Genomic DNA, 12,188 nt, shown 5'->3' with positions numbered 1-12,188 from the left:
CTATAATAATTTTGTTCCCACTGGCACGTCAAAATCAGGCACACAAAGCGCCACATCTCCCTCTGCATTATGAAACCCAGTGACCAGACATTCGGACTGAATCGGGCCGATCTGTTTTTTAGGAAAATTCACCACTGCAACCACCAGTTTATTGATTAAATCTTCTGGTTGGTACAGCTTGGTAATTTGTGCACTGGATTTTTTAATCCCCAATTCTTCGCCAAAATCTACATGCAAGATATACGCAGGCTTACGTGCTTTTTCAAAAATCTCAGCCTGTATAATTTTACCGACACGCAGTTCTACTTTTAAAAAATCCTGCCATTCGATTAAATCCATCGCACTTATTCCTGTTATTTATTTCAATAAGGATTATGCATACTGTTTAAACTGATTGAAAAGAATAAAAATTAAAAAATAATCACGCAATAAAAAACGAGGCATCAGCCTCGTTCGATCATACATCATCGTTATAGCGTCGCAGTTAGATAAGATAACATAGCAGCTAGACTCAACATCGGAACATAACGATAAATAGAAACGATAGCTTGCTCAACATTTGAAATTTGTTGTTCAAGCACAATTTTTAATACCGTTGCTTTTAACGCTGAATAAAAACTTAAAATCAGAATCGCACTAAATATACTCAGCGCAATGAAACCTACCATAATTTGGCTAGTTGCGTCTGACATTTGCCAAAGGGTTAAAATACCTTGACTCAGTGGAAGTAAACTCAAAATCAGGAGAACAGATTTGAGCATTGACCAATGAAACTGATGAATTTCATCCGAAAAAAATAATGCTTTCATGCTATCCTCCGACAGTAAAATGGCTGACTTAAAAACTATTATGCAAGGTTTTAATCAAATAAAAAGTCTATTTTTATTCATAATTCATTTATCTTGTAATCAGTAAATATGGGAATAGTTCTTATTATAAATCTCATATCTTGATATTTTATTAAATTATATAAAAATCAATATGATAAATTAAAATTACAAACTGAGATGTATTATCATTACAATGTTTTATTTTTAAATTCGATTCAACCCATCCATAATTCCCATCAAGCCAAGTACATTATTTTAAATAGATAGCACTTCATTTAAAAATGCTACCTATAATCTTAAAACTAAATTTTAAGGTTTGTAGTAAATATCCGCATCGTTTCCTTCACCGCCAGATTTTCCATCTGCCCCAAAAGAATATAAGTCGTAGGCATGGCCCTCGGTACCAGGAATCACATACTGAATATCATTTTCCCAGCTATCTTTCGGATAGCCCCCTTTGACATAACCGCCTGGCAACCAGTTTTTCGCAGTGGCAGGCTGAGTCACAAGCGCATCCAGACCACCTTCTTGCATAGATGGATAATGACCATTGTCTAGTTTGTATTGATCTAATGCTCCTGCCACACCTTTTAAGGTGATTTGTGTGGTATCGACTTTGGCTTTTTCACCACGCCCCATCACATTTGGAACAATCAATGCAGCTAAAACACCTAAAATTACGATCACAACCATCACTTCAATAAGTGTGAATCCAGACTGTTTGTTCATAATTTTATTACCCTGCATTTTCTGCTTATTCATTTTCATCTCTAACATACAACTCATTAAATCATATTATTCATATTTACAATTGGCAGCATGACCGCAATCACGATCACCAGTACAATGGCCGCCATAAACACCAGCATCAACGGTTCAAGCAGCGCCAATAAGGTTGAGATGAATGTTGTGACTTCACGATCCTGCATATCGGATGCTCGCTGCAACATTCGGTCTAGTTCGCCCGATGCTTCACCACTGCGTATCATTTGTACCATCATTGGTGGGAAATAACCACAGCGCTCAAGCTGGGTTGCCAAGTTTCCCCCTTCCGTGACTTTTTCCGCCGCAATATTAATCGCATCACGAATCACCCAATTACTACTCACCGCAGCCCCAATTTTAAGTGCATCAACTAAAGGAACACCCGATTGAGTCAAAATCGATAAGGTACTGGCAAAACGCGCCGAATTTATACCACGTGATAATTTACCAAATAATGGCAATCTGAGCGTTAAACGATCAAATGCATAATGGCCTGCGGTGGTTTTTAAAAAGCGGACAAAAGCAATGATGCCAATGATACTGATCAGCAATAGGAACGGCCATGTGTGACGAATCAGATCGCTGGCTTTCATCAAAGCCACTGTAATCCACGGCAAAGCCTGTTTACTCTGGTCAAACGTTTTAACAATATCTGGGACAACATAGGTCATAAGCCCCATGACAATTGCAAAAGACATCAGCAATAAAATGATTGGATAAATCATCGCACCCTGAATTTTCTTTTGCATGGCAAAACGGTTTTCGGTGTAGTCTGAAAGTTGATCGAGTATTAGATCCAAATGTCCAGAGCGTTCACCTGCGGCAATAGTGGCAATATATAAGTCAGGAAAACGTCCTGATTGCTGCATGCCCTGTGCCAGCGAATGTCCTTCTAGTACTTTGGAACGTACCGAAAGGAGTAAATTCTGCACATGGGCTTTTTCATTTTGTTTAGCCACGGCGCGTAATGCTTCTTCAAGCGGAATCGCCGCTGCCACCAATACAGAAAGCTGCCTCGTCATGAGTGCTAGATCATAAGCACTAAACTTTTTTTGAAACCATGAACGTTGCTGATGTTTATCTTTTTGCTCAACAGGTTCAACGGCGATCGGCGTCCAAGTTTTATCCCTGAGTTGCTGGCGAATTTGTCGTGCAGAGTCCCCTTCCAGCACCCCTTTTTGCTGTTTTCCCGAAGCGTCAATGGCAGTAAATTGATAGGCAGGCATGATCTTTTCTAATTTTTTCCAAAAAATAATCGGTTAGCTGTTGCATCTTTCCTACAGAATCCCTCATATTTCGGAGCATTACAGCTTTGCACACTTTAGCACAGCACCTATCATCCGAAAACGAATCATCTTAAAAAATAGTGACGATACAGATTTATGCCAAACACGCCGCCACCTCAAACAGAGATTTACCGTATTCGGGTCGCTGTACCTGTCTATCTGTATGAGACCTTTGATTACAGCTTAACTCAGGCTCAATATCAACAGGCTCAGGTTGGCGCGCGCGTAGCAATTCCTTTTGGTCGGCAAAAATTGATTGGCATCATTACCGAGAAAATCGCGCCAGATATTCCACTGGATTCACGGTTTCAGCTCAAAGCTATTTTTGAGTTGCTTGATGATGATGCCATTTTAGATGACAAAGTTTTAACTTTGTTGACATGGTCAGCACAGTATTATCAGTTTCCGATTGGGGAGGTGATGCAAGCGGCTTTGCCTGCACTGTTACGACAAGGCAAACCATTGGATATTTTGGCGCATATCTGGAAAATCAAACCTTGTGAAGATGCAGAATCCAAACTTAAACGCTCGCAAAAGCAATTTGAAGCCTATCAAATTTTAAAACTACACCCGACTGGAACAACCGAAAACATTTTAAATTTAAGTGGGGTAGAAACTGCAACTTTACGCGCTTTGGCAAAAAAAGATCTGGTCGAATGTCATTTAGAAACACAAGATTTTCGACCGACACCCGTTCAATTGGCACAAATGCCCCTCACCCCCAACGATGATCAGAAAAAAGCCATTCAACACGTGGTTCAGTCGCTCCATCATTATCAAGCTTTTTTACTGGACGGCTTAACAGGCAGTGGCAAAACCGAAGTCTATCTACACATCATGCATGAGGTGTTGAAACAAGGTAAGCAAGTGCTGGTTTTAGTGCCTGAAATCGGACTGACCCCACAAACCATTTCCCGATTTAAATCGCGTTTTCATTGTGATGTTGCGCTGATGCATTCGGGCTTAAACGACTCCAAACGTCTGCAAGCATGGCAACAAGCCAAAATGGGTAAAGCTTCAATCATTTTAGGCACACGCTCTGCTATTTATACGCCTTTGCATAATCTTGGTTTAATCATTCTGGATGAAGAACACGATATTTCCTATAAACAACAGGAAGGCTTTCGTTATCATGCACGGGATGTGGCGCTGTATCGAGGGCATTTAGAAAACTGCCCTGTTATTTTAGGCTCAGCCACACCAAGTATTGATAGTTACCATCTGGTCGAACAGGAAAAATTAAAACTACTACAACTCAATCAACGTGCGGGTGTGGCACTCATGCCGAAAATGCATGTGATTGATTTAAAGGTTGCCAAGAAAAAGCAAGGGTTGAGTCAACAACTGATTGAGCAAATCCAAAAAAAACTGGATAAAAAAGAACAAGTGCTCATTTTTCTGAATCGCCGGGGTTATGCACCTGTTTTGGTTTGCGAAAGCTGTGGCTGGCAAGCCAATTGTCCACATTGTGATGCGCATTTTACGCTGCATACTCAACCTTATACTTATCTGCATTGTCACCATTGCGGTACGATTCAGCGCTTACCCGATCAATGTCCAGAGTGTCAGCATCAGAGCCTAAAGACTCTCGGAATGGGAACAGGTAAAGTTGAAGAACATTTTAATGAACTTTTTCCAGATCATGATGTGATTCGGGTCGACCGAGACAGCACCAGTCGGGTCGGAAGCTGGCAGAAAATTTATGATCGGATTCAGCAAAATCAACCCATGATCTTGCTGGGTACACAAATGCTCGCCAAAGGTCATCATTTTCCTTTTGTCACCTTGGTTGCGATTTTAGATATCGATGCAGGTTTACTGTCTGTCGATGTTCGTGCACCTGAACGTACTGCACAATTGATTGTACAAGTGTCTGGTCGTGCTGGACGTGGGGAACATAAAGGTGACGTTTATTTACAGACGTTGAGACCTGAGCACCCCATGCTCACCACGCTGATCGAAAAAGATTATCGTGCTGTCGCCAAACATATGCTCCATGAGCGTAAAGCTGCATTGTTGCCTCCTTATCGTTATGCGGTATTGATTCGTTCAGATTCTAAAAACCGTGACTATAGTCAGCAATTCTTAGCTGACATCGCTGCCCAATTACAGTTAATGGCGCAGGATAGCATTGAGATTTGGGGACCTATTCCCGCGCCGATGGAACGCAAAGCTGGACGCTATCGGGCGCATATGGTGATCTTGTCGCAAGATCGCGCACGTATGCACTTCTTTTTACGGCAATGGTGGGCGCAAGTGGTGCATTTACCTAAACAGCATCAATTACGTTTATCGATTGATGTTGATCCACAGGAATTTAATTAAAATGTTCATGATCTGACATCTATCTTGTTTTAAATGATGTTTATACTGGTGAGATAAGGAACTGAGCTCAAAACGATCAAGGTAATCCATGTCATTATTATTACAAATCACTCTATTTTTAGGCGCAGCCTTACTGATCGTACCACTGGGTAAACGCTTTGGCATTGCCACGGTACTTGGTTATCTATTTACGGGTATTTTACTCGGCCCCAGTGTTTTAAATATCGCCAGTGATGCCAATGCCATTATGCATCTAGCAGAATTTGGCGTGATTTTATTGATGTTCATTATTGGCTTGGAACTTCGTCCACAGCGTTTATGGGAAATGCGACATTCCATTTTTGTCATGGGAAGTATGCAAGTGGTGCTCACGGGTGTGATTTTAATGCTGATCACACTACTTTTGTTCAAGCAAAATCTAGCCAGTAGTTTTGTGATCGGATTTGCATTGGCACTGTCTTCAACCGCCTTTGTCTTACAATTATTAAGTGAAAAACAACAACTCAATACGACTTATGGGCAATCTTCCTTTTCCATTTTACTTTTTCAGGATATTGCCGCAATTCCGTTATTAGCCGTGATTCCGCTTTTGGCTGGCACACAGACCACACATCATGGAATTGCTTACTTTGCTGCCATTGTAGCGACCTTCACAGGTTTGTTTTTATTTAGTCGATATATTCTGCGTTATTTCTTTCGCTTTGTCGTGGATAGTGGTGCAAGTGAACTGATTACTGCGGTTGGTTTATTTATTGTATTGGCCGTGGTTTTGCTGATGGATTTATTAGGTATCAGTACGACGCTGGGTGCATTTTTAACTGGAGTATTACTAGCTGATTCCGAATTTCGTCATGAGCTTGAAGCCAGCATTGCCCCGTTTAAAGGATTACTTTTGGGTCTGTTCTTTATGACTGTGGGCATGACTGCTCAGATCTCGCTATTTGTCGATATGCCGTGGCTGATTATTGGGGGTGCAATCAGTTTAATGCTGATCAAACTGATCATTTTAACGGGGATTGCCCGATTTAATCAGTACAGTTGGAAAAATAGCCTGTTGATGGGCACCTGTCTGGCACAAGGGGGCGAGTTTGCGTTTGTGGTACTCAGTGCAGCAAAAAGCGAGAAAGTCCTCACTCAGGCATTAGTAGAGCCGCTGACCTTAATAGTGACTTTATCGATGATGTTGACTCCCGTTTTATACTGGCTCATGACCTCGAAAATTGTGCCTGTTTTATTTAAGGACAAAGCACCCGAATATGATGAAATACCCGCCAATGATCACCCGATTATCATTGCAGGTTTTGGTCGTTTTGGACAAATCATTGCGCGCATCGCACGGCTGCATCATTTTAGTTTTACCGCAATTGACAATAACATGCAGCGTATTGATTTCGTCAGACGTTACGGTGGAACGCTGTATTATGGAGATGTCACACAGCCTGAGATCTTACGTGCAGCAGGTATTGAAAAGGCTCGAATTTTTGTTCTGGCGGTGGATGATGTAGAAGACAACATGAACGTCGCGCGACATATTCGCCTGAATTATCCTGAAATTAAACTGTTTGTCCGCGCTCGTGATCGACATCATGTGCATTTGCTGCGTGATCTCGGAATCGAGCATATCTGGCGTGAAACCTATTTATCCTCACTGGGTATGGCTTATCGGGTACTTTGTGATCTGGGCGTCTCTGCCGAACAGGCCTATGAAAATATCGAAACCTTCCGTGATTATGATGAAAAATTGTTGGCGAGACAGCAAAGTATTTATACGGACGAACAAAAAATCGTTGAAACGCATCGTAATATGTTAGCGGAACTTGAACATTTGTTTGAAAGTGATGAAAGAAATCAGCCTGTCAGTTCAGGTGTGAATTTACAACGTGGTTTAGAAAACGATACACAAAAGCACCGTATTAATGTGACACGAGATGATCACGATTGACTTGTGTTTTACAATAAAGACACCATTAAGACAGGGTTATGGAGAAAAATATGTCTGATCTACGCCAACGTTTTTACATTGAGGACTGCCCTGTTCGTGGAGAAGTGGTTCATCTTGAAGAATCCTTGCAAACCATTTTAGCGCAACGTGATTATATGCCTGCGGTCAAAGCCCTATTGGGTGAAATGCTAAGTGCAACAGCATTACTGGCCAGCACCTTAAAAATTAAAGGTCGTATTAGCCTACAAATTCAGGCTTCGGGGACATTTAAATGGGCAATGGCGGAATGTAACCATTTGGGTGAAATCCGTGCTTTGGCAGATTATGAACAAGACCCACACTTTCAGGAAGGCACAGACAGCAGCGTAGTGTTAGGCAGCCTGCAAAATCCAGTATTGTTTATTAATATTGAACCCGAATTTGGTGATCGTTATCAGGGTATTGTACCGTTGGATCAACCAACGCTGGCAGGTTGTTTAATGCAATATTATGATTTATCTGCCCAGATTCCGACCCATATTGTATTGGCTACCACGCCGAAACGTTCTGGGGGGTTATTGATTCAACTGCTTCCGCGTAACAATGAAGAAGAACAACAGTTGATCGATGAAGACATTTGGCCACGTTTGACCATGTTAACTGAAACCCTCAAGCCAGAAGAGCTGACCGAACTTTCAGCCAATGAAATTTTGTATCGTTTGTATAATGAAGAGCAAGTTCGTTTGCCTGAAATTGAGCATCTCAAATTTGGCTGTACCTGCTCCAAAGAACGCTGCGCCGAAGCTCTGATTCAGATTGGTGTGGAGTCGGTACGTGAAATATTGACCGAGCAAAATCCAATTCGTATGGACTGCCAATTCTGTAATACTCAATATAGCTTTACTGCGGAAGAAGCATTGGGCCTGTTTGGCGAGCATTTAAGCTAAAAGACATGTGATAACACCAATCAAAGCCTTCAGAATTCTGAGATTCTGAAGGCTTTTTGCTGCGTTTCATTTTCCAAATCTCAACATTTTACTATGCTTATGGTCTTGTAATTGCTCAGTTCATCACCATAATTAAAAGAAATAAAACCCAATTTTAAAAGAGCTTTTATGGCAAAAAACTACTATGAAGAACTCGGGGTTACACGAAGCGCCTCAGCAGACGAAATCAAGAAAGCCTATCGTAAATTAGCAAAGAAATATCATCCTGATATTAGTAAAGAATCAGATGCTGAAACCAAAATGCAGGCGATTAATGTCGCCTACGATACGTTGGGCGATGCCACTAAAAAGGCTGAATATGATCAGATGCTGGATCATCCTCAAGGCTTTGCAGGATTTGGACAAGGAGCTCAAGGTGCATCTGGTGGTTTTGATGGCGCACAATTTTACCGTCAAGGCAATGCCTCTGACTTTCAGGGCTTTGAAGATCTATTTGGTCGCTTTGGCTCAGGTTTTGGCGGAGGTGATTACCAATATCAACGTCAAAAACGCAGTTATCGTGGTGAAGACCAACATGCCAGTATCGAAGTAGATGTCGAAATTGCCTACCATGGAACCACTCAGAATATCACGCTGCAAATTCCAACCGTCAATGCCTACGGTGAACCAGAAGTTCAACGTAAAACCTTACAGGTCAAAATTCCAAAAGGCATGAAAGAAGGTCAGCAAATTCGCTTAAGTGGACAAGGTCAAAGTGGCATCAATGGCGGTGAAAATGGCGATCTTTATATTGAAATCCAGTATAAAGACACCGATCGCTTACGGGTAGAAGGCGCAGATGTCTATGCAACAATCGATGTTGCTCCATGGGAAGCGGCATTGGGGCAAAAAATTGAAGTGAATACTCCTGCGGGTAAGTTAGGAGTTAATTTGCCGAAAAATGCCAAAACAGGTCAACAACTTCGACTGAAAGATAAAGGGATTCCAAATAAAACCGCAGGTCATCTCTATTTGGTCTTAAATATCGTGCTACCTATCGCCACAACCGCAGAGCAACAGCAAGCTTATGAGAGCTTTGCTCAAGCCTTTTCATCCTTTACACCGCGTTCATAAGGAGCTGAATGATGCCTACTATTCATTATCGTGAAATCACATATAGCGGATTGAATGAAGCAGAAGTCATTGATGAACAGTGTACTTTTGATTTGACTCACTTTGCACAAGTCAGTGGTCAAAGTCCTGAATGGATTTTGCAATTAATCGAGTACGATATTTTATCGACTTCAGGTCAACCGCAACAGTACCGTTTCTCTGGTACAGATGTGATTCGCGCACGACGAGCCTATCGTTTACAACGTGATTTTGACGCCAGTCTTTCTGCGGTGTCGGTTATGCTGGATTTGATTGATGAAGTTCATCAGTTACGTCGACAAATTCGTTCAAATCAAGCATGATCATTTTATATTCGCGATAATGCCACTTATCGCGAACTTTTCTGGACATAAAATGGTTCAGAACTGAATGAAACTTATCTTCAGAGAATCATAATGGCTGTACCCCAAAATAAAAATGAATTATTAAATGCGATTGAAACCAATTTTAATAAACTCATCCAACAACTCGATAAAGTTCCCGTTGAACAAACGCAGCAACCAACCTTAGATGGACATGTTAAAGGCAGCCAGATGAGTATATGCAATCTTCTGGCTTATTTAATTGGCTGGAACGAGTTGGTTTTGAAGTGGCTGTCTATGGATGCTTCAGGAAAAACCATTGATTTTCCTGAAACAGGCTATAAATGGAATCAGCTGGGTCAACTTGCTCAGAAATTTTATCAGGATTATAGTGATCTTAACTACGCTTTGCTCATCAAACGACTCAGCTTAAGCAAAACTCGCATGGTTGAACTGATTGAAACAAAAACCAATGCAGAACTGTATGAAAAAAGCTGGTACAACCAATGGACCATGGGTCGTATGATTCAATTGAATACGGCTTCCCCGTATCTCAATGCCAAAAACAGAGTCAGTAAATGGCTCAAAATTCAAAATTTTCAACCTAGGGTGTAATTCATAAGCATTAATTTTGTGCAATCCATTGATAAGATAATAATCCTAAAATGGTACAGATCAACGAACCCAGCAAATGAATACAAATCACAAAAATCGCGATTGAAAATTTTTGTTGCTGCAACAAACCCACGACTTCTGCCGAAAACGTCGAAAATGTGGTGAGTGCCCCACAAAACCCCGTGATGATAAATAATTTATAGTTTGGGCTGAGATTGGTATTGGCAAAAAATGCGATGGCAAAACCAATAATAAAACCACCAATTAAATTTGCCAGTAATGTTCCCAGTGGGACATTTTCAAAAGTTGCATTAAATTTTAAACCCAAAAACCAGCGTGACCACGCCCCTAATATAGAACCCAGCGCGATAGACAAAAGTGAGTAATACATAATAACCACATGCTCCAAAATCATGTTTATTCAACAGAGCACGTACACCTACGCTCCTCTGTCAAATGAAAGGATCGTAGGCATCATTAGCCAATCACTGGCGGTTTGTAGCAGGAGGAATGCCATCTCCTGTGGCTCTAGTCTAACCGAGTCAAATTCAAATGTGAAGTTGAACACTCATGCAGGTTTTACTTAAGCTTGGTTATCTTTTCAACTTCTTTCAGGGTTTGCTTTAAAGGCTCATAATCCAGAAACCAAAACAAATTGACGTTATGCTGACGCTTTTGCTGTGCCAAAAGCTCAATCACGCTTTTCTCCCCACGCCCCACCAGATGTTGCCGATAAAAATAATATAGTAGTAAGACAGTACACAATAGCATCACGCCAAGCATCATCCAAAAACCCAATGGCGACTTTAAGCCGGGAATAAATTCAAAGTTCATGCCATAAACCCCTGTTAATAAGGTTAACGGCGCAAATACAGCGGTAATAATCGCCAAAATACGCATATTTTCATTGGTTTGATTGGCAATCGCATTGAAGTGCAAATCAATTGCAGACTGAATCGCCATGCGTAAACGTGAGGTGTGTTTTTGTGTGCGTTCTAAATGACTAACCAAATCATTCATACGGACTAATAACAGATCAGGAGATTCGGTGGCATGTTCACCCATCAAATGGTGATAATTTTCCACCAATTCATCACGTAATTCCTGCAACGTTTCAATCTGTTCTTCACACAAGTTTTCAACTTGCTGAAATGCCATATTTTCCTGAAAAAGCTGTGGCCATTGATTAAAACGCTTTCGCCCCTGTAACAACTCTCTTTGCCAATGTTCAACACGACGAGTGAGCGGAGTTCGCAATGCCAGATAACCATCAATAATGGTGTTAAGTAATCTCAAACTTAAATCAATCGGACTTTGAGGCAGTTTTCTGGGCTTATTTTGCTCCTGTATGCTGCGCTGTAAAATGCTCTGAAAACGTTGCACATAATTATCTACAGCTTGATTACCCTGCTCTCTGACACTAACCAGAATATGCTGACTCACAATAAAGCTAATCGGTGTGGTCGCCAGTCCAAAGATACTTTCATGTTGCTCACCTACACTATTATTGTTTTCGATATGATCTTCTGGCGTAATAATTTTTCTAAAGATCAGAACATCGTAATCTTCCATGGTGTCAAAATCACACGGATGATCAATATTTAAGATATCCCGAATATGAAATTCGTTAATGCTAAGATCTGTGATCGCTTTAATTTTTTTTTGCCATTCTTCTGCATGATTGACCACATCTTCACGTATGCAATCGACCCATTGAAAAATCAACGGATGATCGGTTTGATGTTCATGGCTTAAAAACACATATTGTTCTGTAGTGTGCCGATAAAAATAATAAATCTGCATAACAGTATCTCTTAATTTCTACTGTTATTTTTAGCATAAATCTTTGAATAAAAACTTAAGTACCCAACAATTGAGGACAAGATTCAATTTCAATGGATAGTTATCAAGATGGATCGAAGCGAGGATGCTCAAAAATTACAATGCAACACTGCAAATTGATCAAATGTTACACAAATAAAAAATATTCACTCAATAAGACTGACATATTATAGCATAAAACCCTACTATTATTAAGGATTAAA

The 12,188-nt window shown here is 40.7% G+C and carries 12 protein-coding genes and 1 riboswitch; of the genes, 6 read left to right on the top strand and 6 right to left on the bottom strand.

The window, feature by feature from the left end; translation table 11 throughout:
- The 4 genes from I6L31_RS12475 to gspF all read right to left on the bottom strand — a co-directional run bounded on the left by I6L31_RS12475 (position 1) and on the right by gspF (position 2,821).
- Complete coding sequence (locus I6L31_RS12475) at positions 1-339, bottom strand: tRNA-binding protein (protein ID WP_005001248.1); 339 nt, start codon at positions 337-339, stop codon at positions 1-3.
- A 131-nt stretch (positions 340-470) separates the two neighbouring features.
- Positions 471-809 (bottom strand): hypothetical protein, encoded by a 339-nt coding sequence (locus tag I6L31_RS12470; RefSeq protein ID WP_004991552.1) that lies wholly within the window; start codon positions 807-809, stop codon positions 471-473.
- Positions 810-1,139: 330 nt separating this feature from the next.
- Entirely contained in the window at positions 1,140-1,592 is a 453-nt protein-coding gene (gene gspG / locus I6L31_RS12465; protein ID WP_005001245.1) for a type II secretion system major pseudopilin GspG, read from the bottom strand.
- 23 nt (positions 1,593-1,615) lie between these two features.
- Positions 1,616-2,821 carry a type II secretion system inner membrane protein GspF gene (gene gspF, locus I6L31_RS12460; RefSeq protein ID WP_004991557.1) on the bottom strand — a complete coding sequence of 402 codons (1,206 nt, stop codon included), beginning with the start codon at positions 2,819-2,821 and terminating at the stop codon, positions 1,616-1,618.
- Between the two features lie 156 nt (positions 2,822-2,977).
- Here gspF and I6L31_RS12455 point away from each other — a divergent pair, with 156 nt between their 5' ends.
- From I6L31_RS12455 to I6L31_RS12430, 6 genes are all read left to right on the top strand, one after another.
- The gene (locus I6L31_RS12455) at positions 2,978-5,206 is read left to right on the top strand and encodes a primosomal protein N' (RefSeq protein ID WP_005001244.1); all 2,229 of its coding nucleotides are present in this window, start codon (positions 2,978-2,980) and stop codon (positions 5,204-5,206) included.
- A gap of 88 nt (positions 5,207-5,294) precedes the next feature.
- Positions 5,295-7,148, top strand: coding sequence for a monovalent cation:proton antiporter-2 (CPA2) family protein (locus tag I6L31_RS12450; protein ID WP_005001240.1), 1,854 nt, complete (start codon positions 5,295-5,297; stop codon positions 7,146-7,148).
- A gap of 50 nt (positions 7,149-7,198) precedes the next feature.
- Positions 7,199-8,074, top strand: a complete 876-nt coding sequence (hslO, locus tag I6L31_RS12445; protein ID WP_005001238.1) for an Hsp33 family molecular chaperone HslO — start codon at positions 7,199-7,201, stop codon at positions 8,072-8,074.
- 168 nt (positions 8,075-8,242) lie between these two features.
- Positions 8,243-9,187, top strand: coding sequence for a DnaJ C-terminal domain-containing protein (locus I6L31_RS12440; protein WP_005001236.1), 945 nt, complete (start codon positions 8,243-8,245; stop codon positions 9,185-9,187).
- A gap of 11 nt (positions 9,188-9,198) precedes the next feature.
- Positions 9,199-9,528: a chaperone modulator CbpM gene (locus tag I6L31_RS12435; RefSeq protein ID WP_004991571.1), complete on the top strand. Its 330-nt coding sequence runs from the start codon at positions 9,199-9,201 to the stop codon at positions 9,526-9,528.
- Positions 9,529-9,621: 93 nt separating this feature from the next.
- Positions 9,622-10,143: a ClbS/DfsB family four-helix bundle protein gene (locus tag I6L31_RS12430; protein WP_005001233.1), complete on the top strand. Its 522-nt coding sequence runs from the start codon at positions 9,622-9,624 to the stop codon at positions 10,141-10,143.
- 10 nt (positions 10,144-10,153) lie between these two features.
- Here the strand turns inward: I6L31_RS12430 and crcB are convergent, their stop codons facing one another.
- Positions 10,154-10,534, bottom strand: coding sequence for a fluoride efflux transporter CrcB (crcB, locus tag I6L31_RS12425; RefSeq protein ID WP_005001226.1), 381 nt, complete (start codon positions 10,532-10,534; stop codon positions 10,154-10,156).
- Between the two features lie 70 nt (positions 10,535-10,604).
- A riboswitch (Fluoride riboswitch) is annotated at positions 10,605-10,673 on the bottom strand.
- A gap of 49 nt (positions 10,674-10,722) precedes the next feature.
- Positions 10,723-11,946, bottom strand: coding sequence for a magnesium transporter CorA family protein (locus tag I6L31_RS12420; RefSeq protein ID WP_004991577.1), 1,224 nt, complete (start codon positions 11,944-11,946; stop codon positions 10,723-10,725).
- Between the last annotated feature and the right edge of the window lie 242 nt (positions 11,947-12,188).

The sequence above is a fragment of the Acinetobacter septicus genome, from assembly GCF_019355975.1.
Lineage (GTDB): Bacteria > Pseudomonadota > Gammaproteobacteria > Pseudomonadales > Moraxellaceae > Acinetobacter > Acinetobacter ursingii.
The sequence above is the reverse complement of the archived record's forward strand: the minus strand, read 5'-3'. Positions and strand labels throughout refer to the sequence as shown.